The sequence below is a fragment of the Vibrio sp. 10N.286.51.E5 genome, from assembly GCF_041469125.1.
In the GTDB taxonomy this organism is placed as follows: Bacteria; Pseudomonadota; Gammaproteobacteria; order Enterobacterales; family Vibrionaceae; genus Vibrio; species Vibrio crassostreae_C.
Genome location: NZ_JBFRJZ010000065.1, coordinates 18,877 through 43,658, shown reverse-complemented (window position 1 = coordinate 43,658; position 24,782 = coordinate 18,877). Strand labels below are relative to the sequence as shown.

Annotated in this window: 20 protein-coding genes; 9 read left to right on the top strand and 11 right to left on the bottom strand. The window is 44.2% G+C overall.

Annotation, left to right across the window (positions count from 1 at the left end; all coding sequences use genetic code 11):
* Window positions 1-56 precede the first annotated feature (56 nt).
* From AB4161_RS20240 to yceD, 4 genes are read right to left on the bottom strand one after another with little or no spacing between them, the layout of a single operon-like run.
* Window positions 57-1,007: a beta-ketoacyl-ACP synthase III gene (locus AB4161_RS20240; protein WP_372084091.1), complete on the bottom strand. Its 951-nt coding sequence runs from the start codon at window positions 1,005-1,007 to the stop codon at window positions 57-59.
* Between the two features lie 5 nt (window positions 1,008-1,012).
* Window positions 1,013-2,038 (bottom strand): phosphate acyltransferase PlsX, encoded by a 1,026-nt coding sequence (gene plsX, locus AB4161_RS20235; RefSeq protein WP_061033778.1) that lies wholly within the window; start codon window positions 2,036-2,038, stop codon window positions 1,013-1,015.
* A 9-nt stretch (window positions 2,039-2,047) separates the two neighbouring features.
* The gene (rpmF, locus tag AB4161_RS20230; RefSeq protein WP_004737376.1) at window positions 2,048-2,218 is read right to left on the bottom strand and encodes a 50S ribosomal protein L32; all 171 of its coding nucleotides are present in this window, start codon (window positions 2,216-2,218) and stop codon (window positions 2,048-2,050) included.
* A 35-nt stretch (window positions 2,219-2,253) separates the two neighbouring features.
* On the bottom strand, window positions 2,254-2,781 hold the full coding sequence (gene yceD, locus AB4161_RS20225) for a 23S rRNA accumulation protein YceD (protein WP_017062153.1): 528 nt from the start codon (window positions 2,779-2,781) through the stop codon (window positions 2,254-2,256).
* A 149-nt stretch (window positions 2,782-2,930) separates the two neighbouring features.
* On the opposite strand from yceD, the gene AB4161_RS20220 reads away from it, so the two are divergent.
* Complete coding sequence (locus AB4161_RS20220) at window positions 2,931-3,512, top strand: nucleoside triphosphate pyrophosphatase (RefSeq protein WP_017067204.1); 582 nt, start codon at window positions 2,931-2,933, stop codon at window positions 3,510-3,512.
* A gap of 279 nt (window positions 3,513-3,791) precedes the next feature.
* Here AB4161_RS20220 and rluC read toward each other — a convergent pair whose 3' ends face one another.
* Window positions 3,792-4,736, bottom strand: coding sequence for a 23S rRNA pseudouridine(955/2504/2580) synthase RluC (gene rluC / locus AB4161_RS20215; RefSeq protein ID WP_017054981.1), 945 nt, complete (start codon window positions 4,734-4,736; stop codon window positions 3,792-3,794).
* 618 nt (window positions 4,737-5,354) lie between these two features.
* On the opposite strand from rluC, the gene rne reads away from it, so the two are divergent.
* Together rne and AB4161_RS20205 are read left to right on the top strand one after the other, a co-directional pair.
* Window positions 5,355-8,504, top strand: coding sequence for a ribonuclease E (gene rne / locus AB4161_RS20210; RefSeq protein WP_372084090.1), 3,150 nt, complete (start codon window positions 5,355-5,357; stop codon window positions 8,502-8,504).
* Between the two features lie 258 nt (window positions 8,505-8,762).
* The gene (locus AB4161_RS20205) at window positions 8,763-10,310 is read left to right on the top strand and encodes a SulP family inorganic anion transporter (protein ID WP_017062156.1); all 1,548 of its coding nucleotides are present in this window, start codon (window positions 8,763-8,765) and stop codon (window positions 10,308-10,310) included.
* A gap of 114 nt (window positions 10,311-10,424) precedes the next feature.
* On the opposite strand, the gene AB4161_RS20200 is transcribed toward AB4161_RS20205, so the two are convergent.
* A complete protein-coding gene (locus AB4161_RS20200) occupies window positions 10,425-10,874 on the bottom strand; it encodes a low molecular weight protein-tyrosine-phosphatase (RefSeq protein ID WP_017067202.1) in 450 nt (149 codons plus the stop codon).
* A gap of 84 nt (window positions 10,875-10,958) precedes the next feature.
* Between AB4161_RS20200 and cobO the strand changes: the two genes are divergently transcribed.
* Window positions 10,959-11,564, top strand: coding sequence for a cob(I)yrinic acid a,c-diamide adenosyltransferase (gene cobO, locus AB4161_RS20195; protein ID WP_017062158.1), 606 nt, complete (start codon window positions 10,959-10,961; stop codon window positions 11,562-11,564).
* A gap of 223 nt (window positions 11,565-11,787) precedes the next feature.
* Here the strand turns inward: cobO and AB4161_RS20190 are convergent, their stop codons facing one another.
* The 3 genes from AB4161_RS20190 to apbC form a co-directional block, all read right to left on the bottom strand.
* Window positions 11,788-13,926, bottom strand: coding sequence for an AsmA family protein (locus AB4161_RS20190; protein WP_372084087.1), 2,139 nt, complete (start codon window positions 13,924-13,926; stop codon window positions 11,788-11,790).
* 106 nt (window positions 13,927-14,032) lie between these two features.
* Window positions 14,033-14,674, bottom strand: a complete 642-nt coding sequence (udk, locus tag AB4161_RS20185) for a uridine kinase (protein WP_004734002.1) — start codon at window positions 14,672-14,674, stop codon at window positions 14,033-14,035.
* A 277-nt stretch (window positions 14,675-14,951) separates the two neighbouring features.
* Entirely contained in the window at window positions 14,952-16,028 is a 1,077-nt protein-coding gene (apbC, locus tag AB4161_RS20180) for an iron-sulfur cluster carrier protein ApbC (RefSeq protein ID WP_017063474.1), read from the bottom strand.
* Window positions 16,029-16,185: 157 nt separating this feature from the next.
* Between apbC and metG the strand changes: the two genes are divergently transcribed.
* Entirely contained in the window at window positions 16,186-18,246 is a 2,061-nt protein-coding gene (metG, locus tag AB4161_RS20175; RefSeq protein WP_017062160.1) for a methionine--tRNA ligase, read from the top strand.
* 221 nt (window positions 18,247-18,467) lie between these two features.
* Window positions 18,468-18,947 (top strand): DUF1456 family protein, encoded by a 480-nt coding sequence (locus AB4161_RS20170; protein ID WP_010437231.1) that lies wholly within the window; start codon window positions 18,468-18,470, stop codon window positions 18,945-18,947.
* A 194-nt stretch (window positions 18,948-19,141) separates the two neighbouring features.
* Here AB4161_RS20170 and fadR read toward each other — a convergent pair whose 3' ends face one another.
* Window positions 19,142-19,981 carry a fatty acid metabolism transcriptional regulator FadR gene (fadR, locus tag AB4161_RS20165; protein ID WP_017062161.1) on the bottom strand — a complete coding sequence of 280 codons (840 nt, stop codon included), beginning with the start codon at window positions 19,979-19,981 and terminating at the stop codon, window positions 19,142-19,144.
* A gap of 640 nt (window positions 19,982-20,621) precedes the next feature.
* Here fadR and nhaB point away from each other — a divergent pair.
* Both nhaB and dsbB read left to right on the top strand, forming a co-directional pair.
* Window positions 20,622-22,214 (top strand): Na(+)/H(+) antiporter NhaB, encoded by a 1,593-nt coding sequence (gene nhaB / locus AB4161_RS20160; protein ID WP_017069185.1) that lies wholly within the window; start codon window positions 20,622-20,624, stop codon window positions 22,212-22,214.
* Window positions 22,215-22,361: 147 nt separating this feature from the next.
* On the top strand, window positions 22,362-22,877 hold the full coding sequence (gene dsbB, locus AB4161_RS20155) for a disulfide bond formation protein DsbB (protein WP_029235613.1): 516 nt from the start codon (window positions 22,362-22,364) through the stop codon (window positions 22,875-22,877).
* A gap of 121 nt (window positions 22,878-22,998) precedes the next feature.
* Here the strand turns inward: dsbB and AB4161_RS20150 are convergent, their stop codons facing one another.
* Window positions 22,999-23,619 carry a YecA family protein gene (locus AB4161_RS20150; RefSeq protein WP_102398544.1) on the bottom strand — a complete coding sequence of 207 codons (621 nt, stop codon included), beginning with the start codon at window positions 23,617-23,619 and terminating at the stop codon, window positions 22,999-23,001.
* Between the two features lie 175 nt (window positions 23,620-23,794).
* On the opposite strand from AB4161_RS20150, the gene dusC reads away from it, so the two are divergent.
* Window positions 23,795-24,751 (top strand): tRNA dihydrouridine(16) synthase DusC, encoded by a 957-nt coding sequence (gene dusC / locus AB4161_RS20145; RefSeq protein ID WP_017069187.1) that lies wholly within the window; start codon window positions 23,795-23,797, stop codon window positions 24,749-24,751.
* Window positions 24,752-24,782 lie beyond the last annotated feature (31 nt).

Below are 24,782 nucleotides of genomic sequence, written 5' to 3'. Positions count from 1 at the left end.
AAAAATTGAATAAGGCACATAAGTTATGTGCCTTGTTTGTTGATTATCGCTTGGGGTTAGAATTTAACTAACGCAGAACCCCAAGTGAAGCCGCCGCCAAATGCTTCAAGTAGAAGCGTTTGACCACGTTTAATTCGCCCGTCGCGAACAGCCTCATCAAGGGCCGTTGGTACGGTAGCTGCCGACGTATTGCCATGCTTATCAAGAGTAATCACAACTTGGTCAAGCGACATCGTCAGCTTTTTAGCGGTTGCCGAGATAATACGGTAATTCGCTTGGTGTGGAACTAACCAATCAAGCTCTGACTTATCCATATTGTTCGCCGCTAATGTGTCTTTAACTAGCTTAGAAAGCTGAGTTACCGCCACTTTAAATACTTCGTTGCCCGCCATGTGCAGCCATTTGTCTGCATCACCGCCACGCTCTGGTACTTCTAAGCTTAGAAGCTCACCGTATTTACCGTCAGAGTAAATATGAGTAGACAAAATACCTGGCTCTTCGCTTGCGCCTACAACCACCGCGCCTGCTGCATCACCAAATAGGATGATAGTAGAGCGGTCAGTCGGATCACAGGTTTTTGACAGTGCATCAGCACCAATTACCAAAACGTTCTTACACATGCCAGTCTTGATGTGTTGTTCAGCAACAGACAGTGCGTAGACAAAACCAGAACACGCTGCAGCCAAATCAAACGCAGGGCAGCCTTTGATACCAAGCTTGCCTTGTACCTGACATGCCGAAGACGGGAATGTGTGGCTACTGCTGGTTGTCGCAACGATGATTAAATCAATCTCTTCTTTGTCGATACCTGCCATTTCAATGGCATTTTCAGCAGCGTAAAACGCCATATCAGCAACGGTTTCGTTTTCCGCTGAAATACGACGCTCTTTAATACCCGTTCTAGCAACGATCCACTCATCGCTAGTCTCTACCATTTTCTCTAAGTCTGCGTTAGTACGCACCTGAGATGGCAAGTAGCTGCCAGTACCTAAAATTTTGCTATACATGAAGACTAATAATGCCTCTCGAGTAAAACCGCTTCCAAACGATCGCTAATGCGGCTGGGGACTTGTCGTTTGACCTCGTGTACTGCTTCACCAATCGCGTTGACGACTGCAGACACATCAGCACTTCCATGACTTTTAATGACAATGCCGCGCAATCCTAACAAACTTGCGCCGTTATACTGGTCGGGGTTCAAGGTTTTTAATTCAGTAAATAGCTCAGAAAACAGCATTCTGGCTATCCAACCCTTTATTGTTGAAGCCATCATGCGCGTTTTTAGCTTATCAATAAAGAGCTGAGCCGTACCTTCGCACGTTTTTAAGCAAACATTGCCCACAAAACCATCACATACGACGACATCAGCAGCATCTTGAAGTAATTGATTACCTTCAATATAGCCTATGAAGTTCACAGACTGAGTATTAGACAACATTTCAGCGCATCGTTTTACAAGGTCATTGCCTTTAATTTCTTCTGCACCGATATTCAAGATAGCGACACGTGGTGCGCGACCTAAATGTTGTTCCGCTAATGCACTGCCCATTACAGCAAATTGGAAAAGCGAATCTGCATCACTAGACACATTTGCCCCTAAATCAAGCATCCATGTACGATTTCCTGAGGCAGTAGGCAAAGCTGAAACCAATGCAGGCCTATCAATACCAGGAAGAAGCTTGAGTCTGAAACGGGACAAAGCCATCAATGCGCCAGTGTTGCCACCACTCACACAAGCATCCGCTTGAGAGTCGGCGACCAGATCAATCGCAGCACGCATGGAGCTACCCTGACTGTTACGCAAGGCTAGTGAAGGTTTTTCAGAATTGGAAATGACTCGATCACAATGCTGGATACTCAAACGAGAATCAGGCATTCGACCTAATGAAGATAATTGAGATGTGATCGCGTTTCGATCACCTATTAGAATGACTTTTAGCTCTGGGAAATACGACAGTGCCTGCACGGCGGCAGGCACTGTTACACGAGGACCGAAGTCCCCGCCCATTGCATCAAGCGCAACGGTTAGATTTTGCAAAGGTCAACCTTACTTGTTGATAACCTTTTTGCCGCGGTAGAAACCTTCGGCAGTCACGTTGTGACGTAGGTGAGTTTCACCTGAAGTTGCGTCTACAGAAAGTGCAGCTGTAGTTAGCGCATCGTGTGAACGACGCATGCCACGCATTGAACGTGATTTCTTGCTCTTTTGTACGGCCATTGACCCTACTCCTATGTAAATTCTTAAAGAAGCAATTACTTCTTTAAGCTTTTTAAAACATCAAATGGATTCGGCTTTTTGTCTTCCTCAATTTCTTCAGGAAGTTCACCAAACACCAAGTTATTTGAGTTAACGCTACATTTCGCATCGTCGTGCATTGCTATTTGTGGCAATCCAAGGATGAACTCGTCTTCAACTAATTGAATCAGGTCTAACTCACCGTACTCGTTCAGATCTACCAAATCGTACTCTTCCGGTGCTTCCTCTTCACTTTTCTCACTGTAAACAGGAGTATAAGTAAATTGGACATCGCACTCATGTGCGAAAACCTCATTACAACGTTGACACTCTAAATCGACTTCGACGTTAGCTTTACCAGAGATAACGACTAATCGTTGTTCATCAAGCCCAAATGACATTGAGACTTGCGCGTCACGTTTTACGCCTTCAGTTGCTTCAGTTAAACGCTTCAAAAGACTGACCTGGATGATACCATCCATATCGAGTCGTTTTTGAGCCGTTCTTGCCGGATCAACTGTACGCGGTATTTTTTCCTTTTGCATAGGGCGCGAATCTTATCTTCCAAATCGTGTTTAGTCAAAGGAAATGGCAAAAAAAATGTACTTTCCTGCCTTTCCTATTCAGAGCATTATGAATAGCAGGACAAGTTACGTTATCCTGAGATAAATGCTTCCTTGAATTGTAAATTAAAATGAGAAATTACCAACTAGTTTTAGCCTCTACATCACCATTTAGGCAAGAGATCCTCAAAAAACTACAGTTAAGCTTCATTACAGCCAAGCCAGACTGCGATGAAACGCCGCTTCCAGAAGAGACACCACAACAGTTGGTAATGCGCCTTGCTGAGACCAAAGCTAAGTCTTGTGTTGTGGAGCAACCTAGCTTAGTCATTGGTTCTGATCAGGTTTGCGTAATTGATGGAGAGATCATTGGTAAGCCTCACACTCGAGAAAAAGCGATCGAGCAGTTATCTCGTCAAAGCGGCAAGAGCATTACTTTTTATACTGGGCTTTCGGTTTGGAACAACGAAACCAATGAAGCTGACACGCGTCTCGACACCTTTGTAGTGCATTTCCGCGATTTAACTAAGCAACAGATCATTAGTTATGTTGAGAAAGAGCAGCCTTATTACTGCGCAGGTAGCTTTATGTGTGAAGGGTTAGGCATCGCGTTGTTTAAACAGATGGAAGGGAAAGACCCAAATACTTTGATCGGCTTACCGCTGATCGATCTAGTCGATATGTTAGAAGCGCAAGGAATGGGTGTACTATAACGGATACTCTCTCTTTGTTAGAGATCCCTACTCCTTCCTTCGTCAGTCTAGGGAATGGCGGAACACGCAATTTTATCTAACCAACTAATGATATAGAGCGTGATTTTAAAAAGTCGTCATCCTCAAGAGCGAGGAACGAGCGACTTGGGGATCTTCTACAACAGATGAAAACAAAAAAGGTTGACGATATTCGTCAACCTTTCTCATTTATGGATACTGAAGAACAAATTTAGAGGCACTCTATACCTTCGTATCTCGTATCTCGTATCTCGTATCTTCTTAAAGCTTACGTAAACCAGTTAGGGCTTTCTCTAGCCTTCTTTCCATTGGCGCCGAGATATCCATCTTCTCTTCACTACCTGGGTGTGTGAACTTGATGTTTGCTGCATGTAGGAACAGACGATCAAGACCAACCTTACCCGTGTAAGCATCAAAACGACGATCACCGTAGCGATCATCCCAAGCAATTGGGTGACCAGTATACTGAGCGTGCACACGAATTTGGTGTGTACGGCCTGTGATTGGGCTAGCTTGAATCAACGTCGCCTCTTGGAATTTCTCTAAAACCTTAAAGCGGGTTTCAGAAGCTTTACCATTTGGGTTCACTCGAACAATGCTATTTACTTCGTTTTTCAACAAAGGTGCGTTGACGACTTTACAGCTGTTCTTCCATTCGCCCATGACTAAAGCGAAGTAATATTTTTGAACCGTTTTTTCACGGAACTGTGCTTGAAGGTGTCTTAGCGCCGAACGCTTCTTAGCAACAAGCAAAATGCCAGACGTATCTCTATCGATACGGTGCACTAATTCAAGAAAACGAGCATCAGGGCGAAGAGCACGTAATGCTTCAATCGCGCCAAACTTTAATCCGCTACCACCATGAACAGCAGTGCCAGACGGTTTGTTAAGAATTAGCATGTGATCATCTTCATAAATGATGCACTGTTCTAATTCTGAAACCTTGTTGAGTTTCGTGCTCGGCACGTTCTCTTCTGTTTTCTCTTCAATAGTAACCGGAGGGATACGAACTAAATCGCCAGCTTTTAGTTTGTACTCAGCCTTGATGCGTTTTTTATTTACACGGACTTCGCCTTTACGCACGATTCGGTAAATCATGCTTTTCGGGATGTTTTTTAATTGGTTGCGTAAGAAGTTATCAATACGCTGACCAGCCATATCTTCGTCAATGTCGACGAATTGGACTTGGGTTCTAATTTCGCTCATTGCGCTATTGTACCACTGTCACTTTTGATAATTGAGATTTTCTTAGCCCTATTCCGAACTTATTTGTCCCTAATCCTTACCGATCTATCCCAAAATGGTCGCCGAAGTTCTATATTTCTTTGATTCTTCGAACAAAAAAGCATCAAGATTCCTGCAAATTAAAATATCAATTGATAAATTATTTATAGACAGTGAGTTAGAGCTATCAAAACCCAAACAAAAACTGTTTTTTTTACAGCATTCCGACAAAGCAGATTGCTGTGTTTACCGACCGCTGCTATAGTTCACAGCTGCTATCAGTGGTTTGACTATTATTTAAACAGCTAACCATTCATAAGCAAGTAAATGAGTAGATAACTCAGATTAGACAGTGCTGCAATCGGCGTAAGACACGGTCAACTGAGTTCCTTATCGCTCTACTCACGTACACTCATGTTGAGTATTCACCGCCACATCGCGGATCATAGGCTAACTCCCTATGATGACTGACGTGCCCCAGAGCATCCCTCTCCAGCCGGGAGGCTGCACCGATAAAGCCATGGGATCTGGCACCATGAGAAACGAAATAAAGCGATAAGAACAATGATGAAAATAAGAAAAGACAATGAGAACTTCTAAATGAAAAGAATGTTAATTAACGCAACTCAAAAAGAAGAGTTGCGTGTCGCTTTGGTTGATGGCCAACGACTGTTCGATCTAGATATCGAAAGTCCAGGTCACGAGTCAAAGAAAGCGAATATCTACAAAGGACGTATTACCCGTATTGAACCAAGCCTAGAAGCGGCATTCGTTGATTACGGCGCAGAACGTCACGGTTTCCTCCCTCTTAAAGAAATTGCCCGCGAATACTTCCCTGAAGGTTATACATACCAAGGCCGTCCTAGCATTAAAGAAGTGCTAAAAGAAGGCCAAGAAGTAATCGTACAAGTAGAGAAAGAAGAACGTGGTAGCAAAGGTGCTGCACTGACAACTTTCATCTCTTTGGCTGGTAGTTACTTAGTTCTTATGCCTAATAACCCTCGTGCTGGCGGTATTTCTCGTCGTATCGAAGGTGATGAACGCACTCAACTGAAAGCAGCATTAAGCACTCTTGAGCTTCCTCAAGGTATGGGCTTAATCGTGCGTACAGCGGGTGTTGGCAAAAGCGCAGAAGAGCTAGAGTGGGACCTGAATGTTCTATTGAACCATTGGGGCGCTATCAAGCAAGCTTCTGATTCAAATGCAGCTCCTTTCCTAATTCACCAAGAGAGTAACGTTATTGTTCGCGCAATTCGTGACTACCTACGTCGTGATATTGGCGAGATTCTAATCGACAGCAATACTATTTTTGAACGTGCACAAGCGCACATTCAATTAATACGCCCAGATTTCATGAATCGCGTTAAGAAATACGATGGTGAAGTGCCACTATTCAGCCATTACCAGATTGAAAGCCAGATCGAATCTGCTTTCCAACGTGAAGTTCGTCTTCCATCTGGTGGTTCTATCGTAATCGACCCAACAGAAGCACTGACTTCTATCGATATCAACTCTGCTCGTGCAACAAAGGGCGGCGATATTGAAGAAACAGCACTTAACACTAACCTAGAAGCTGCCGATGAAATTGCACGTCAATTACGTCTACGTGACCTAGGTGGTCTTGTTGTAATCGACTTTATCGATATGACCCCGGTTCGCCACCAACGCGAAGTAGAAAGCCGTCTACGTGATGCCGTTCGTTTAGATCGCGCACGTGTTCAGATTGGTCGTATTTCTCGCTTTGGTCTTCTAGAGATGTCTCGTCAACGTTTGAGCCCATCACTAGCAGAAGCAAGCCACCACATTTGTCCTCGTTGTACAGGTACTGGTGTTGTTCGTGATAACGAATCTCTAGCACTTTCTGTTCTACGTTTGATTGAAGAAGAAGCTCTAAAAGACAACACAGCACAAGTACTTGCTGTTGTGCCTGTTCCAATCGCTTCTTACCTTCTGAACGAAAAACGTCGCTCAGTAAACCACATCGAGAAGAACCAAAAAGTTAAGATCACTGTTGTTCCTAACTCAGACATGGAAACGCCGCATTTTGAGGTTATCCGTGTTCGTGAAGGTGAAGAGTTCGATCTACTATCTTACTTGCTGCCTAACAAGCTAGAAGCTCTAAAAGAAGCGGAAAGCAAAGAGCCTGCTGAACAGACTATTCGTCCTAAGAAGATCGAAGAACCTGCTCTGAAAGGCTTCGCAGCTCCTGCTCAATCAGCACCAACTCCTGCTCCAGCACCTAAAGCTGTAGAAGAGAAGAAAGCTGAACCAGCAGCGACTCAAGAACCAGGCCTAATTGGTCGTTTCTTCAAAGCTATCGGTAGCTTCTTATTTGGCTCTTCAACTCAAGAAGAGAAAAAAGAAGAAGAGAAGAAAGAAGAAGAAAAACCTAAAAACAATCGTAACAACGGCAACCGTCAACGCCGTGATCGTAACGATAACCGTCGTCGTAACCAACGTGGTGAGCGTGGCGAACAGCGTAACGACCGTGGTGAACGTGGTGACAATCGTAACGAAAACCGTGACAACAAACGCCGCCGTAAGCCAGCTCGTGATGAGAAGCCTGAAGAGCAAAAAGAAGCAGCTCCACAGCAAACTCGTCAGCCTCGCAAGCCTAAGCAAGACCGTCGCAACAAGCCACGTGATGAGCAGAAGCAACGCGAAGAGCAAGCACCATCTAAATTAGCAGAAGAAGGTCTACAGCTAGCAGCAGAAGCACAAGCTGGTAAACCGGAAGCGCCTAAGGCTAAACCTGAAGCGAAAGCAGCTAAGATTAAAGAGCGTCGTCAGCGTCGTAAACTGAACAAGCAAGTTCGTGTTAAAGACCAACAAGCTCAAGCTGAAGATAACGCTTCAAAAGAGCAGGTTGCTGCTAAAGAACTATCTGTTTCAAAAGAACAGTCAGTAGCTCAAGAGCAAAAAGTTGCGGAACAAGTAGAAGCAACTCAAGCGAATGCAGAGCAAACTGAACAGGAAGAGCCGAAACAACGTCGTAACCGTCGTTCTCCACGTCACCTACGTGCAAGTGGTCAACGTCGTCGTCGCGGTCGTGATCGTCGCCCTAACCCATTCCGCCTACGTAAAGGTGGTGTAGCTTCTCCAGAGATGGCTATGGGTAAAGTGATGCCTCGCTTCATTCCAAAACCTCACCACAAGCAGGCAAAGCCTGAAGTGGCTGAAGTTCAAGTAGCAGCTGAAGCTCAAACATCTGTTCAAGAGCAGAATGTTGCTCTAGAGACGGCACCACAAAGCAACGTAGCAATGACTGGCGGCTTCGCATGTCCAGAGCTTGCAATGGGTAAAGTTATCATCCGTCGTGAAGATGCTGCTGTTGAAGCTCAAGTAGCTGAGACTCCTGCTGTAGTTGAAGAAGCACCAGTGGTTGTTGAAACCGCGAAAGTTGAAGCTCCAGTGATTGCAGAAGCGACGAAAGTTGAAGCGCCTGTTGTAGCAGAAGCTGTGCAAGCAGAAGCAACACCAGTTGTTGAAGCTGAAGCGCCTAAAGCTGAAAGTGCAAAAGTTGAAGAAGCACCTGTTGTTAAAGCAGAAGCTCCTAAAGCGGCACCAAAGGCAGCTGTTGCTAAGAAGCAAGCCGGTTCACCAATGACTAAAGCTCCTGGTCCTCAAGAGATCAAAGAGATTGAAGTGATTGCAGCTCCGTTCCGCACTGAACGTTTTGTATCGAAAGGTGCAGGCAGTCAGGCAGCGTCGAACAAAGCTGGCGCGGCGATGACTAAGCCAAACTACTAGTGATTACTGATAGGTAATCGCGAGTAAATAGAATCAAAGGCTGCTTATTAAAGCAGCCTTTTTCATATCTACTAATCGAATAAAAATTAACAGATATATTACTCAAAGTTAGGTTCAACCTTGAACTTAATCACATTTTTGGGTAGCATTCGCGCACTTATCTTTTCGACACTTCGCTATTGCCGCTCTTTTCCATCACTGTTTGGCTACGCAATACACCCGTGTCGGTAAATCCATCTTAAGCATAGCTGAGCAAACATGTTCGAATTCCCACAATTTTCAAAGCACTCTGTAAAGAATGACGTGCTTTCAGGTCTTACAGTAGCCCTGGCTCTGGTACCTGAAGCTGTAGCATTCGCCTTTGTTGCTGGCGTTGACCCAATGGTTGGTCTTTATGCAGCATTCATCGTAGGTTTAATCACTTCTGTCTTTGGCGGCCGTCCAGGTATGATTTCTGGCGCAACCGGCGCAATGGCCGTTGTAATGGTGAGCCTAGTGGCAACCCATGGTGTTCAATACCTATTCGCAGCCGTTATGCTGGCTGGCCTTCTGCAAATTGCAGCAGGTGTATTTAAACTAGGTAAATTTATCCGTATCGTTCCACACCCAGTAATGATTGGTTTCGTGAACGGTTTGGCCATTGTTATCTTCCTAGCTCAACTTGGTCAATTTAAAGCGCCAGACGTAACAGGTGCGTTGACTTGGTTACCAAGCGGTCAAATGACACTAATGCTAGGTCTAGTAGCCCTTACAATGGCTATCATCCACTTCCTACCTAAGCTAACAACAGCAGTACCATCTTCATTAGTTGCTATTGTTACAGTAACGGCTTTGGTTGTGGGTCTTGACCTTGAAACTCGCACTGTTGTCGACTTCCTACGTACAATGTCTGGTGACGAAGCTGCTACGCTAGCGGGCTCTCTTCCAACATTCTCAATTCCTGCTGTTCCGTTTTCTTTAGATACACTACAGATCATCCTGCCTTACGCAATTATCCTTGCGGCTATCGGCCTGATTGAATCTCTGCTGACACTGACAGTACTAGACGAAATGACAAACACTCGTGGTCAATCTAACCGTGAATGTGTTGGTCAAGGTATGGCTAACGTAACGTGTTCTGTATTCGGTGCGATGGGTGGTTGTGCGATGATCGGTCAATCGATGATCAACGTAAACTCAGGTGGTCGTGGTCGTCTTTCAGGTATCGTCGCCGCAGTTGCACTACTGATGTTCATCCTGTTCGGTTCTGCACTGATTGAAATGATTCCTCTAGCAGCACTTGTGGGCGTAATGTTCATGGTTGTTATCGGCACATTTGAATGGGCAACCTTCAAGCTTGCGCGTCGCGTTCCTAAACAAGACTTCTTCGTTATCGTTCTTGTTACCGTAGTAACAGTACTGACTGATCTTGCTGTGGCAGTAGGTGTTGGTGTTGTCGCTTCTGCGCTAATGTTTGCTTGGCAACATGCTAAACACATCTACGCAGATACATCAGTAAACGCTGAAGGCTCAAAAGAGTACAAAGTTAACGGCCCAATCTTCTTTGGTTCAACGGCTAACTTCCTAGAGTTGTTTGACGCATACAACGATCCACAAGATGTAATCGTTGATTTCGCAAACTCACGCGTGACTGACCACTCTGCAATTGAAGCGATCGACACGATTGCTGACCGTTACGCGGCGCTAGGTAAAACACTTCACCTTCGCCACCTAAGCCAAGACTGTGTTGCTATGCTGCACAAAGCAGGTAGCTTAGTTGAAGCGAACGTTGCAGAAGACCCAATCTACAAAGTAATGTCTAAGTAATCTTAGCTGTAGCTTTAAGTTAGATTTAGAGAGGCCGACATTCAATGTCGGCCTTTTTTATACCTATCGGTCAGCCCTTACGCTGATAACAAAACGACGTACATTGTTCCTACACTACATCGAACGCAGTATCGCTTCGCTAGACTCTTCGATTAAATCCAACACCAATTCAAAACCATTTCCCTCACCATAATACGGATCGGGGATCTCTTGATATTGTGACTCTCCAAAGCTCAAAAATAATGCGAGCTTGTATTGGAGGTGAACTGGGCATTGGCTCATTAAGTCGTCTAAATTCGCCCTATCGGCCGCGAGTATCAGGTCAAATTCTTCGAAGTCATTATCTACCACTTTACGAGAAGTAATCCCCTTAAAGCTGTAGCCTCGCTTCTCTCCTGCAGATTTGGATCGCGAGTCTGGCGGGTTGCCTTGATGAAAACCAATCGTCCCCGCAGAGTCGACCACAACATCAATATCCAGCTGTTGCGCTTTCTTCCTTAGCACCGCTTCACCTGTTGGCGAGCGGCAAATATTCCCCATACAAACTACGAGTATCTTTTTCATCCCTAATCACCTGTTCTTCCGATGGTTTTTGCTATCGTTAAGTTAGGCTATGATAGACGCAATCACAACTTAAAAGGATTTGTTATGTCGACTGAAGACAACAAAGAACAACGCCACAAAGCAAGACAACAGAAAGTAAAAGAACAAGTCGATGCACGTGTCGCTGCAGCACAAGAAGTAAAAGGCCTATTGCTGGTCATCACGGGTAACGGTAAAGGTAAATCAACATCCGGTTTTGGTACGATTACACGTGCAGTTGGTCATGGTAAGAAATGCGCCGTTGCTCAGTTTGTTAAAGGTACCTGGGATAACGGCGAAAAAAACGTTCTGCAAAAGCTTGATGTCGAGTTCCAAGTCATGGGCACAGGCTTTACTTGGGAAACTCAAAACAAGGCTCAAGATATTGAAGCTGCACAGCGTGTATGGAAAGAGTGTCAGCGCATGCTGGCTGACGAGTCGATTGATGTGATTCTGTTTGATGAGCTGACTTACATGGTGAGCTACGGTTACATCGAACTCGATGAAGTGGTTGAGGCGTTGAATAACCGTCCGAAAATGCAGTCTGTCATCATTACAGGTCGTGGCGCGCACCGTACTCTTACTGAGATAGCAGATACAGTATCTGAAGTTCGCAATGTGAAACACGCTTTTGAATCTGGTGTTAAAGCGCTACAAGGCGTTGACTGGTAATCACCTTCAACCAGAGGTCCCCGACTCGGTCATTCTTCCCTCTCGAGGATGACGACCACTAGGCCGTTACGCTCTTGAACAAAGGACGACGGCCTATCGTCATTCCCTAGAGCGAGGGACGAGTGTCATAGGGAATCTCTCTTGAGTATTATCGAGCCAAAAATAAAAAGCGCCATTCCTACAACAGGAGTGGCGCTTTGTTCATTTTTAAATGAGATGAAGACTAGTTAAACAAACCTTTTAGTAGACCGTTTACTGCGTCTCTTGTTTTCTCATCTTTGATCTTGTCACCGTACTTTTCGTCTAACTTTTCTAAACCACGATCAATTTCTTTCTGTGCTTTCTGTTTCAATACATCATCAAAAACAAGTGCAAATTTCGGGGCTGCCCACTGACCTGTTACCTTAATTGGGATAGTCACATCTTTCAGGTCGTCGATGCTCTTACCGCCCTGACCTTCAAGTGAACCCACAATTGATGTACGCACAAGGAAGTCGACCGTTTCATTGATGAAGTTTGCTTTACCTTGACCTGTCACACGTAACAGTGGCGACTGTGCTGATAAGTCGTTAGTTGAAACCCAACCTTTATCCACTTTCAGCGTCGCTTTCATTGCACTGAAGTCCGTTTTTTGAGCTTCATTTATGCTTTCAACTTTCTCGCCCTTGATCTTAGCGTAGTTTTCTCGAATCAGTTGAGCTACGTTGATGCCGTTAACTGCACCATCTTCAAAGTTAATCGCGATAGTACCGACTAGGTTTTTCTTGATACCCGTCGGAGTTAGACTCTTACCTTTCACGTTGACATCAATATTACCGGTACCTTCCAGCATATCGTTATCTGCAACATCAACCAGTAACGGTTGTACTTTCACGCCTTTGATTTTCTTCTTAGCCGTGTAAGTCGCTGGTGTTTTACGAGCGTCTAACTTTGCAGTAGCAGAAATAGAACCTTGGTAAAGATTCGAGGTGAATGAGGTTAGCTCTGCGATACCACGGTTAACCGAAAATGCGGTTTTAACATTCTGCATCTTCGCGTTGTTCGCCTTGAACTTATCAATCGTGATGTCACCTTTCACGTCTAACGTTTTCAGAGCCGACAGATCAGGTTCCACTTCTTTAGCTGGATCTGAACTACCAGAACTTGACGTTGAACCACCAGCAGAACCAGAAGGCGCTGTGCTCGCTGTTTCTGTTGTATTGCCTAAGCCTAAGAATTCATCTAAATCAATATTCGGGCTATGAAGAGAGAAACGAACCTTTGGTATTTCAGATAGGATTACGTCTGCTTTACCGTCTAATGCAATAGCGTTAGCTTGTAGCTTCTCTAACACAAAGCTCAGGTGGCTCTTGTTAAGATCGAAGCTTAAGTCAGACAGCATGTCGACTTTCATTGGAGACTGAGGAAGCGTGTCGCCTTTGAATGTTGAGTCTAACGTTAACTTGTTCAGCGTTGCTTTTGAAATCGCGCTATCAACAGTAAGTTCACCGCCACCTTTAAGATCAAGGTCAAGGCCAGCTGCATTACCGATTACAGCGTAAGTCAGTTGGTTTACCTTATCGAACTCAAACGTATTCAAGCCAATTTTTGCTGACTCAATCGACGTCGCTGGATCATTGAACTTAGCGTTTAAGTCGATATTACGAAGTGCGTAACTTGCAAAGCCTTCAGCTAATTTGAATTCTGCACTGCCTTGTGCAGAGAACTTCTGTTGATTGTTCTCACCAGAAGCCGCAAATGTCGCGGTTGTCCATGTATCAACGGCAAACTCAGAAAGATTCAAAGACACATCGTATAGCTTAGTGAATGAACCCGCTTGCTTGTCGTCCATTTCAAACAATGCGTTTGATACAGTTACGCCTGCAAGGTTGATCGTCCAACCCGATGCGTCTGTGGTAGTTTGCTCTTGAGGGGCAAGCGCTGATTCAGAACTTGTGCCTGCTGCAGGCTCAGATTCTTGAGGCGCTGACGCTTGCGTTAGTGCATCAATGTTCTTGCGACCATCTTTAAGCGTTTCTAAATAGAATTCTGCACCATCTAGAGTAATGTTGCCGATCTCTAGTTGGTTGCTAAATAGCGGAGTAACCGAAACGTCAACGCCAACGGTATCAACCTTAAATAGGTTAGGTTGCGTAAAACCTTCAGGGTTGCGTAATTCAGTTTGACCAAGTTCAAAGCCAATGGATGGGAAGAATTGCCAGCTGATATCACCCTCGATCACTAGCTCTAGGCCTGTGTGTTTTTGGGCTTGTTCGACAATTAATGGCTTAAATTGGTTGGGATTCACTAACAGCACTAGTGCCAGAATTGCTGCAACGACAACAAACACTGGTACAGCTATGAAAATGAGTAGTTTCTTCATCCGCATATTCCTTGCTTAGATTCCAAAAGAAAGTGGCACTATAAAAGTGCCACTGATTCGGTAAAAAATAAAGCTAAGTGAGTCACTTAGGCAAAATTTTATTCGATTAAGACTTCAACAACTTCGCAATGTGCGCTTTTAGCACATCAATCGCAATACGGTTTTTACCACCACGAGGAACGATGATGTCTGCATGTTGTTTTGAAGGCTCGATAAACTGCATGAACATTGGACGTACTGTTTCTTGGTATTGCTTAAGTACAGTGTCCATTGTACGACCACGCTCTTCTACATCACGCTTAACACGGCGTAATAGACAGATGTCTAATGGTGTATCCATAAACACACTTGCGTGCATTAGTTTACGAAGACGCGGGTCTGTTAGAAGCAGAATACCCTCTAAAATGATCACTTTCTTTGGAGTAAGTGTAGTCGTTTCAGAAGTACGTGTGTGCTCTGTGTAGCTGTATTCAGGAACTTCTACGGCGTTGCCACTCATTAGCTGCTGTAGATGTTCACATAAAAGATCATGATCTAGTGCATTTGGGTGATCGTAGTTAGTTTTAACACGCTCTTCCATACTCAAGTGGCTTTGGTCGCTGTAATAGCAATCTTCCGTGATAACACCAATTTGATGGTCGCCTACTTTTTCGCGCAATTCATTATAAATTGTACTAGCAATCAGACTTTTTCCTGAAGCTGAAGCGCCAGCGATACCTACGATGACACATTGATTATTATCAGACATTAATTTTGCACCCGATATGGTTTGGTGGTGGGAAGAGATAAACCGCCTGATTATAGGGGCTAAAGCACATAGATTCTAGTCGCCATTTTAGCTAATTGCAGTCAAATTGATGATATCAATGCATTTAATGAATGCAATCGTTTGCTTTCAAATAACTTGCCTACAACTATTTGCACAACCCCAATGGCTATCAGCCTAAATCCAACCGCTGTTTATCTAATCCAAACTATATTTAAACGACTTTGTGATTAACTTGCGCTATTCAACCATAGATTCGTTATTCAACCATAGAGAAGTTAATCGCTTCTGGTCTCGCCTTGCCGGTCCAGAACATCTTCGCAGCCACATTCTCTGCAAGCTCTAAGTAGTGACGTGTATGTTCACTATCTGGACGACGAATCACCGTCGGGCAACCTGCATCGATATCTTCTCGCACATCAATATGAAGAGGGATCTGTGCCAAAATATCGAGGTAAAACTCTTCTGACATAGCTTCGGCACCACCAACACCAAAGATATGCTCTTTCTCACCACAGTGACTACAAATATGATAGCTCATGTTTTCAACTAAGCCTGCGACTGGCACACTCACCTTATCAAACATCGCTACGCCTTTACGTGCATCCGCTAGCGCCAAATCTTGAGGAGTGGTCACCACTACAGCCCCGGTCACTGGGATCTGTTGCGATAACGTCAGCTGAATATCGCCCGTGCCCGGTGGCATATCAATAACTAGATAATCCAACTCTGGCCATACGGTTTCGTTAACAAGCTGACCTAAAGCCTTGGCCGCCATTGGACCGCGCCAAATCGCAGCGTCATCTTTCGACACAAGATAACCGATAGAGTGAGTGAAAATACCGTGCGCTTCGATTGGCATCATCCACTTGTTATTCTGGACTTCTGGTTTCGCATCTAATTGGCCAAGCATCATAGGTACAGAAGGACCATAGATATCCGCATCCAACAAACCCACTTTTGAACCAGACTTAGATAAAGCCAAAGCAAGGTTGACTGAAGTGGTCGATTTACCCACCCCACCCTTTGCAGATGTCACGGCGATGATGTTCTTCACCCCCTTCAATGGTGTCGCAACCGTGGTTTCTAACGCAGACGGCTTCACCTTCACTTCAAACTGAAAAGCGCTAACAAGCTGTTGTTCAATCTGAGAGTGAATCCACTGTTCCAATTCAACCGCAAGCTGATTAGCGGCAAAAGGTAAGGTGATAACAAATGATCCACGCGGATCAACCGATACAATATTTTGGTGTAGCGCCCACTCTGGGATGAGGATTGGTGACTCGAACTCATTCAACCATGAACAGAAATCTTGCTTAGAAGTAAAGTTACGCATTGGGACTCCTTTTTTTATTTATGCTATCACCCACGAGATGAAGACTGAACCCCTAAAAAACTAGGGGAATCCTTAGTCTGATACCTTGGCGTATCACACGTTATAAAGTAGTATTACCTCTCAAATTTATACCTATCAAAAAAGCGAATTATTAAGTATGGCAACTGATCCAAGACAACTTTTGGTAACTTGTGCGCTTCCGTACGCTAACGGCTCTATTCACCTTGGCCATATGCTTGAGCATATCCAAGCTGATATCTGGGTTCGATACCAGCGTCTACGTGGCAACACTGTAAACTTCATCTGTGCTGACGATGCTCACGGCACGCCAATTATGCTTAAAGCTCAACAGATGGGTATCACGCCAGAAGAGATGATCGCTGCTGTTAGTGAAGAGCACCAAAAAGACTTCGCTGGCTTTGATATCAGCTTTGATAACTACCACAGCACACACAGCGAAGAGAACCGTGAACTGGCTTCTCACATCTACTTAGAACTTAAAAAGAACGGCTTCATTTCTAGCCGCACTATTTCTCAGCTTTTCGATCCTGAGAAAGAGATGTTCCTACCAGACCGCTTCGTAAAAGGTACTTGCCCTAAGTGTAAGTCAGAAGACCAGTATGGTGATAACTGTGATAACTGTGGTGAGACATACAGCCCAACTGAGCTAATTAACCCTAAATCAGCGGTTTCTGGCGCAACTCCAGTAATGAAAGACTCTGAGCACTTCTTCTTCGACCTACCTCAGTTCGAAAGCATGCTTAAAGAGTGGACTCGTTCAGGCTCTCTACAGAATGAAACTGCAAACAAAATGCAGGAATGGTTTGAGTCTGGTCTGCAACAGTGGGATATCTCACGTGATGCACCTTACTTCGGCTTTGAAATCCCAGGCGAAAAAGACAAGTTCTTCTACGTATGGCTAGACGCACCTGTTGGCTACATGGCTTCTTTCAAGAACCTATGTGACAAACGTGACGATCTAAACTTCGATGAATACTGGAAGAAAGACAGCACAACTGAGCTTTACCACTTCATCGGTAAAGACATTGTTTACTTCCACAGCCTATTCTGGCCAGCAATGCTAGACGGCGCAGGTTTCCGTAAGCCAAACAACGTATTCGTACACGGCTACGTAACAGTGAACGGTGCGAAGATGTCTAAGTCGAAAGGCACATTCATCAAAGCAAGCACGTACCTAAACCACCTAGACCCTGAGTGTCTACGTTACTACTACGCTGCGAAACTAAACAGCCGCATCGATGACTTAGATCTTAACCTTGAAGACTTCACTCAACGTGTAAACGCTGACGTAGTAAACAAGATTGTTAACCTAGCTTCTCGTAACGCTGGCTTCATTACTAAGCGTTTTGAAGGCAAGCTAGCTGCTGAATTTGCAGAGCCTGAGCTATACAACGAATTCGTTGCTGCTGCTGAGCGTATCGGTGAGCTATACGAAACTCGTGAATTCAGCCGTGCTATCCGTGAAATCACTGCACTAGCGGATAAAGCTAACCAGTACATCGACGAAAAAGCACCTTGGGTTCTTGCAAAAGAAGAAGGCAAAGAAGCTGAGCTTCAACAAGTTTCTTCTGTAGGTATTAACCTATTCCGCGTACTGATGGCTTACCTGAAACCAGTGATGCCAGAGCTTGCAGCTCGCACTGAAGCTTTCCTAAACGAAGAGCTAACGTGGGAAGCGATTGCTACTCCGCTAACTGATCACGAGATCACTAAGTTCAAAGCGCTATTCAACCGCATTGACCCTAAGAAAGTGGAAGCAATGGTTGAGTCTTCTAAAGAAGATGCAGCCGCTGAAGCAGCAGCGAAAGAAAAAGCAGAAGCTGAAAAAGAGCAAGCAAGCCAAACTGAGCTAGACAAAGAGCCAATCGCAGACGAGATTGAGTTCGATGCCTTTGCAGCAGTAGACATGCGTATCGCTCGTATCATCTCTTGTGAAGAAGTACCAAAAGCGAACAAACTACTGAAGTTCCAACTAGACATCGGTGGTGAGACTCGCCAAGTATTCTCTGGTATCAAATCAGCATACAAACCTGAAGAGCTAGAAGGCAAGCTAACTGTAATGGTAGCAAACCTAAAACCTCGTAAGATGAAGTTTGGTATGTCTGAAGGCATGATCCTAGCAGCGGGCCCTGGCGGCAGCGACCTATGGATCCTTGAGCCACACGAAGGTGCTCAACCTGGTATGCGTGTAATGTAATTCTGACTCCAGTCAGATAACAAGCACCCATCACTAAATCCCTAATGCATTTTTGACTTGAAAGAGTTAATCAGCATTGGGGATTTTTTATATCTACCGAAAATTAGCGTTCTCTGTTAGAGTCGCGGTCAACTATGCTATGTAGAGTAGAAATTGGTTCGTCGAAAAAAATAGGCGAAACCAACACCTCTTTACTCTAAAACCCTTTTTAGGAATCCCCAGTGACTAACAACGAAATCTTGCGTCGTATTCAACACGCACTAAACCTTAAAAATGCACAAATCATCAAAGCTATCGAACAAGCTGATGTGACTGTTGCTCATGACCAAGTGATTAACTGGCTAAAAGATGACAACGACAAGTCATGCTCTAAGATGAAAGATAAAGAGTTAGCGGTATTCCTAAATGGTTTCATCAACCTTAAGCGTGGCAAAAAAGAAGGCGAGCAACCTAAACCTGAAGTTGCACTGACGAACAACATGATCTTCATGAAGCTTCGTATCGCATTAAACATGAAAGCAGAAGATGTTTTGGACGTACTAGAAGTGGTTGGCATTAGCTTGAGCAAGTACGAAATCGGCGCTTACTTCCGCAAGCCAGAAAACAAAAACTACAAAGTGTGTGAAGACCAACTACTTTGCGATTTTCTAAACGGTGTGCAATTTACCAACCGTCCAGACTCAGAAGAGTTTGCGGGTTAAGTTACTACTCCTAGATAAATTTTAAGTTGCTACACATAGATAAATTACTCGTCATAGGTAAGTAACTGACCCACTGATAATTTTTTAGTAACGACAGATAAATAAAAAGCGGCGAGATAATTGAATTATCTCGCCGCTTTTTCGTTTTCTTTACGTCACTGACTAAACAGGAACAACAATAGTAAACCTATGCCTTAGCTGTCGTCTTCAGTGAAGTTCGTCGGCAATGTCGTTTTCATTTCATTCCAAACTTGTGCACTTGCGATACCGTAGTTACGAATCACTAATGGCAAAGTTTCGCGCTCGCCACTTTCACAGATAATGAACAACTCTTTATAAAAGTCCATCGCTAAACGTCGTGCTTCTGGGTTAGAGAAGTAGTAGCTACCGATACGGTCATAAAGTTTACGCACACCGTTAAAGATCAGGCCGTAAATCTGGTTGCCTGAGTGGAATGCCAAACGTTGGAAAAGCATGTAATCATAGAAGTTGAAAGTCTTCGCGATTAAGATCGTCTGACGTTTCGCTTCATCTTTTTCTGAATCTTCTTTTACCGCTTGTTTGATCTTGTCAGCGTATGGCGACGATTCTAGGAACTCATCCCAAGTTGGTGCCGCAAGTAGCGCTTCACAAGATTCAATCACGTTACTGATAGTACGCTCTGAAGCTTCTTTGTTTGCTTTGAATGCATAACGCATAAAGATCGGGCTGATATTAGTACGAGCAGCAAGCAGGTCTTCTACCATTTTGCTTGCGTTATCAACGTCCAACGTCATTAGCGTATCAAGGATATGAAGACCTGAGGTTTCCATAAACTGGTTAACTTTAGTTGGTTTGCCATGTTGGATTGTCAACCAACCATCACGAGCAAGACGTTGTAGTACTTCACGAAGCGTAGTACGTGTAACACCAATCAGCTCAGAAAGCTCACGCTCTGCGGGCAAGATAGAACCTGGAGGGAAACGGCCATTCCAAATACTTTCAATGATATACTTCTCTGCAAATCCTGCCGGGCTCTTCGCCTTAATGACCATCTACACTTCAATCCAATTTAATTATTCTGTTCTAATTTACTCATCATACCACTAGTTCACACCTAGCGGAAACACCCTCAAAAATTTTACTCACCCTAAACACCGTTAGAGTTATAACTCTAAAGTTCAGCACACGTTTGCACCTCAGGTTTGTAAAGCAAGCGACTCTAAACCACCATTTAAACAAACCGTTAACACAATGATTTTTCTTTAAAATCAATGGGATTGGTCATATTTTTAAAGCTATTAATTTGCAATATTAAGTTGTAATAATCATATATAAGCCGTCGTTATTCTGTAATTTTCAATCATTTCGCTGAAATATTGATTCTAGTCGGTTTTTATCACATTTTAAGTGGTATGCTTGCGCTACTTTGATCGCGTTTCTCAACAAAAAAGAGGTATTTTTAGGGCTACAGGGCTTTTCCTGTTGACTAAATGTTATCTAAGAGTAAAGTTGCGCTCAAAAATAAGCAGTGCTTGAGTTTCTAAGGGAGTGACTTGGCAAGACCACAGAACATTACATGGAATGTAGTTTTTCTAAGTCACTGTTAGTCATAGTTTTTAACAATTTCTATAGCTCGATTCTCAAAATGTTGTATTGCTTGTCTATTCATAATCAACATAAAAGAGTATTAACATGCCGATGTCTCTCGGAAACGCTTTTATCAAGAACTTCCTTGGTAAAGCTCCTGATTGGTATAAACTTGCCATCATTTCCTTTTTAATCATCAACCCGTTTGTTTTCTTCCTAGTTGACCCATTTGTTGCGGGCTGGCTATTGGTGGTTGAGTTTATTTTCACTCTAGCTATGGCTCTCAAATGCTACCCACTTCAACCGGGTGGTCTATTAGCTATTCAAGCAGTCGCCATTGGCATGACCAAACCAGAAATGGTTTATCACGAGCTGCAAGCAAACCTTCCTGTATTACTCTTGCTCGTATTCATGGTTGCTGGCATTTACTTCATGAAAGAACTGCTTTTGTTCATTTTCACGAAGATCTTGCTTGGCATCCAATCTAAAATTTTACTCTCCGTTGCCTTCTGTGTTGCTGCCGCTTTCTTATCAGCATTCCTAGATGCACTAACAGTAATCGCCGTAGTTATTAGCGTTGCGGTCGGCTTCTACTCTATCTACCACAAGGTTGCATCAGGCAAGGGCACAACGTCTTCGCACGATCATACTCATGATGAAGAGATCTCAGAGCTAACTCGTGATGACCTAGAAAACTACCGTGCTTTCCTACGTTCACTGCTAATGCACGCTGGTGTGGGTACAGCACTGGGTGGTGTAATGACCATGGTAGGAGAACCACAAAACTTGGTAATTGCTAAGCAAGCAGGTTGGGAGTTCGGTGAATTTATCATCCGTATGCTGCCAGTAACACTACCTGTTTTCTTCTGCGGTATTTTAACTTGTACACTTGTCGAGAAATTCAAAGTGTTTGGTTACGGTGCTCAACTACCAATGAATGTTCGCCAAATCTTAGTTGAGTTTGACAACAAAGAACGTGCAAACCGCACAAAGCAAGACGTAGCAAAACTATGGGTTCAAAGTGCAATCGCAGTTTGGCTTATCGTCGGCCTTGCACTTCACGTTGCTGAAGTAGGTTTGATTGGCCTGTCTGTGATCATCTTAGCTACAGCATTTACGGGTGTTATTGAAGAACACTCTATGGGTAAAGCCTTTGAAGAAGCGCTGCCATTTACTGCACTTCTTGCCGTTTTCTTCGCTGTTGTTGCTGTGATCATCGACCAAGCTCTATTTAAGCCAGTCATCGATGCAGTACTTCACGTTGAAGATAAAGGCGCACAGCTCGCACTCTTCTATATTGCCAACGGTATTTTATCGATGGTTTCAGATAACGTGTTCGTCGGTACGGTTTACATTAACGAAGTGAAAACTGCACTGGTTGAAGGCATCATCACTCGTGATCAGTTCGACCTACTTGCTGTTGCTATCAACACTGGTACTAACCTACCTTCTGTTGCAACGCCAAACGGCCAGGCTGCATTCCTATTCCTATTAACATCAGCACTTGCTCCGTTAATTAGATTGTCTTACGGTCGCATGGTTATCATGGCGTTGCCATACACCATCGTATTGGCACTGGTTGGCCTAGCAGGCATTGTGTTCTTCGTAGAGCCAATGACAGCATGGTTCTATGATGCAGGTTGGATCATTCAGCGTACTGGTGAAGTCGTTGCTCCAGTTATCTCTGGTGGTCACTAAGCTAAACACTGTGTCGCAAACCAAAATAACTATAACTAACTAATCAAAAATATTAGTTGATTAGGAAACTTATCCAAGATAAAAAGCTCTGAGTAATCAGGGCTTTTTTATTTTATAGACAGGATTCAATTCGTGAACTTTTTAGCAATGATCAAAGACTTCTCTAAGGGACGTTTATCTTGGCTTTTACTGCTGGCTTTTATTGTCTTTTTTGAAGCGTGCGCTCTCTTCTTCCAACACGTGATGATGCTTGGTCCTTGCGTGATGTGTATCTATGAGCGCGTTGCTATGCTCGCTATCGGTGTTGCCGCCATGATTGGTGCGATTGCCCCGAATAACCCAATATCACGCTGGTTAGGCCTTGCTAGCTGGGGATTTGGCGCATACAAAGGTTTGATGCTTGCTTTAGAGCACGTCGATTACCAGTTCAATCCGTCCCCTTTCGCAACCTGCGACTTATTCGTAACCTTCCCTAGCTGGGCGCCTTTAAACCAATGGGCTCCGTGGATGTTTGAGGCTTACGGCGATTGCAGCAAGGTTGTGTGGCAGTTCTTCGATCTTTCTATGCCTCAGTGGCTAGTAATTATCTTTGCAGGTAACTTGGTTGCTTTCGGTATTGTGGTTATTTCTCAATTTGTGAAGTCGAAAAAGGACTTGCAGTAAGCCGTTGACACTTGGACAACAAAAAAGTCGACCACGAGGTCGACTTTTTTATTACTTAAGCTTTTGAACATATTAAGAGAGTCTGTTATTCACACAAACTAAGTTGCTCAACAAGCCGTGATTAGCTGCTTTTACCGCAGCATTGTTTAAACTTCTTGCCGCTTTCACAAGGGCAAAGGTCGTTTCGACCAATGTCTTTAAACGGGTTCACGCTCTGGGACTTATTGCCCAACATAGCTTCATCCGCTGCCATTGCCACTTCTGAGATCATCAGATCGACTTGACCCACTAAATCGGCAAGCGATGGTGGGTTAGTAAGCCCTGCAGCGATCATTTGTTGTTGAGTTTGCTCTTCATCAATCGCAAGCATCAAGGTGGTTAAGAGCGCTTGCAACATGCGCAGAGTACCATCCGCGACTGTCACGCTCTGCCACTGCTCTTCCACTGTTGGCCAAACCATCATGAAGCCTTCAGAAAAATCAGCGAACTGTTCGTTAAAGTCACCTTCAGCCAGTACGTCTGTTAATAGGTATTCATTACGCTGAATCAGGTTGTGCTGGTGATTAATCTGTTCTGTCACCGTTTTTACCAGCTCTTTACCCGCTTCAGGCGCAACGATAACCAGCCACTCTTCTGGATCGAGTGGTTTGGTCGCTAAGTTAGAGGCAAGGATTGCACCTTCCATAAACTGCGGAGTAATGTCAGTGATTGATTCTGGTAGGCTTAATAATTGATATGTCATGAAAGCTCTGGATATTGGGCATTTTCGATATTATAACGCCATCCTCCCAAAGATGTCGCTATTAAGAGACGAAACCATCATTAAGACATGCACCACACTCATAGTGACAATTCTGTAAGCACACCGTACAATCACGCCTCGAATTTTTCGGTTCATTCAGTTTTGGTAAAGCAACATGCGCGTAATACTTGGCCCTATGGAGGGCGTTCTAGATCACCTAATGCGTGAAATTCTCACAGAGATTAATGATTACGATCTCTGTGTGACAGAGTTTGTGCGCGTCGTAGATCAACTTCTTCCCCCGCATGTGTTCCACCGTATTTGCCCTGAGCTACATCAAGGCTCTCAGACCATGGCTGGTGTGCCAATCCATCTCCAACTTCTAGGGCAACACCCAAATTGGATGGCCGAGAATGCTTTTCAAGCTGCTAGCTTAGGCGCGAAAGGGATCGATCTTAATTTTGGTTGCCCAGCAAAAGCGGTCAACAAAAGTAATGGTGGCGCTTCATTGCTAAAAGAGCCAGAGCTCATCTATCAAGTGGTGAACGCCTGTCGAGAAGCGGTACCGGCACACATTCCTGTGTCCGCAAAGATTCGATTAGGTTGGGAGCATCCGGAAGAGTGCTTTGAAATCGTCGATGCCATCGAACAAGCCAAAGCTGACGAACTCACCGTGCATGCAAGAACCAAAGTTGGCGGCTATAAAGCCAGCGAAATCAAATGGGACTTCATCAATCAAATAAGAGAAAAAACATCTCTGCCGTTGATTGCTAATGGGGAGATCTGGAACTATCAAGATGGTCAAGATTGCATAGAAGCAACAGGCGTCGATTCATTAATGGTCTGCCGTGGTGCTTTCAATATTCCAAACCTTGGTAACGTCGTTAAGCACAACCACCAGAAAATGCCGTGGGATAAAGTCATTGAACTTTTGCTGCGCTATTCAGAGTTTCAAATTAAAGGGGACAAAGGCATGTACTACCCCAATAGAGTGAAGCAGTGGTTTGTTTATCTAAGTAAAGGCTACCCTGAAGCGAACGAACTGTTTAAAGAAATTCGTACTTTCAAAAAGGCGCCACCGATTGTAGAACGCCTTCAGCGTTATCAAGAAGAACGCCGCCAACCTGTTTAAGATTATGTTTAGGGTTAAATACCCAACGCTA

What these genes read in the sequence shown, in the direction of transcription:
- AB4161_RS20205 (WP_017062156.1), top strand. Translation starts at nt 8,763, where the DNA reads ATGTTCGAATTCCCACAATTTTCAAAGCACTCTGTAAAGAATGACGTG.
- rpmF (WP_004737376.1), bottom strand. Translation starts at nt 2,218, where the DNA reads ATGGCCGTACAAAAGAGCAAGAAATCACGTTCAATGCGTGGCATGCGT.
- apbC (WP_017063474.1), bottom strand. Translation starts at nt 16,028, where the DNA reads ATGCGTAACTTTACTTCTAAGCAAGATTTCTGTTCATGGTTGAATGAG.
- AB4161_RS20240 (WP_372084091.1), bottom strand. Translation starts at nt 1,007, where the DNA reads ATGTATAGCAAAATTTTAGGTACTGGCAGCTACTTGCCATCTCAGGTG.
- AB4161_RS20150 (WP_102398544.1), bottom strand. Translation starts at nt 23,619, where the DNA reads ATGACATATCAATTATTAAGCCTACCAGAATCAATCACTGACATTACT.
- dsbB (WP_029235613.1), top strand. Translation starts at nt 22,362, where the DNA reads ATGATCAAAGACTTCTCTAAGGGACGTTTATCTTGGCTTTTACTGCTG.
- yceD (WP_017062153.1), bottom strand. Translation starts at nt 2,781, where the DNA reads ATGCAAAAGGAAAAAATACCGCGTACAGTTGATCCGGCAAGAACGGCT.
- metG (WP_017062160.1), top strand. Translation starts at nt 16,186, where the DNA reads ATGGCAACTGATCCAAGACAACTTTTGGTAACTTGTGCGCTTCCGTAC.
- AB4161_RS20220 (WP_017067204.1), top strand. Translation starts at nt 2,931, where the DNA reads ATGAGAAATTACCAACTAGTTTTAGCCTCTACATCACCATTTAGGCAA.
- udk (WP_004734002.1), bottom strand. Translation starts at nt 14,674, where the DNA reads ATGTCTGATAATAATCAATGTGTCATCGTAGGTATCGCTGGCGCTTCA.
- rluC (WP_017054981.1), bottom strand. Translation starts at nt 4,736, where the DNA reads ATGAGCGAAATTAGAACCCAAGTCCAATTCGTCGACATTGACGAAGAT.
- cobO (WP_017062158.1), top strand. Translation starts at nt 10,959, where the DNA reads ATGTCGACTGAAGACAACAAAGAACAACGCCACAAAGCAAGACAACAG.
- fadR (WP_017062161.1), bottom strand. Translation starts at nt 19,981, where the DNA reads ATGGTCATTAAGGCGAAGAGCCCGGCAGGATTTGCAGAGAAGTATATC.
- nhaB (WP_017069185.1), top strand. Translation starts at nt 20,622, where the DNA reads ATGCCGATGTCTCTCGGAAACGCTTTTATCAAGAACTTCCTTGGTAAA.
- AB4161_RS20190 (WP_372084087.1), bottom strand. Translation starts at nt 13,926, where the DNA reads ATGAAGAAACTACTCATTTTCATAGCTGTACCAGTGTTTGTTGTCGTT.
- AB4161_RS20200 (WP_017067202.1), bottom strand. Translation starts at nt 10,874, where the DNA reads ATGAAAAAGATACTCGTAGTTTGTATGGGGAATATTTGCCGCTCGCCA.
- dusC (WP_017069187.1), top strand. Translation starts at nt 23,795, where the DNA reads ATGCGCGTAATACTTGGCCCTATGGAGGGCGTTCTAGATCACCTAATG.
- rne (WP_372084090.1), top strand. Translation starts at nt 5,355, where the DNA reads ATGAAAAGAATGTTAATTAACGCAACTCAAAAAGAAGAGTTGCGTGTC.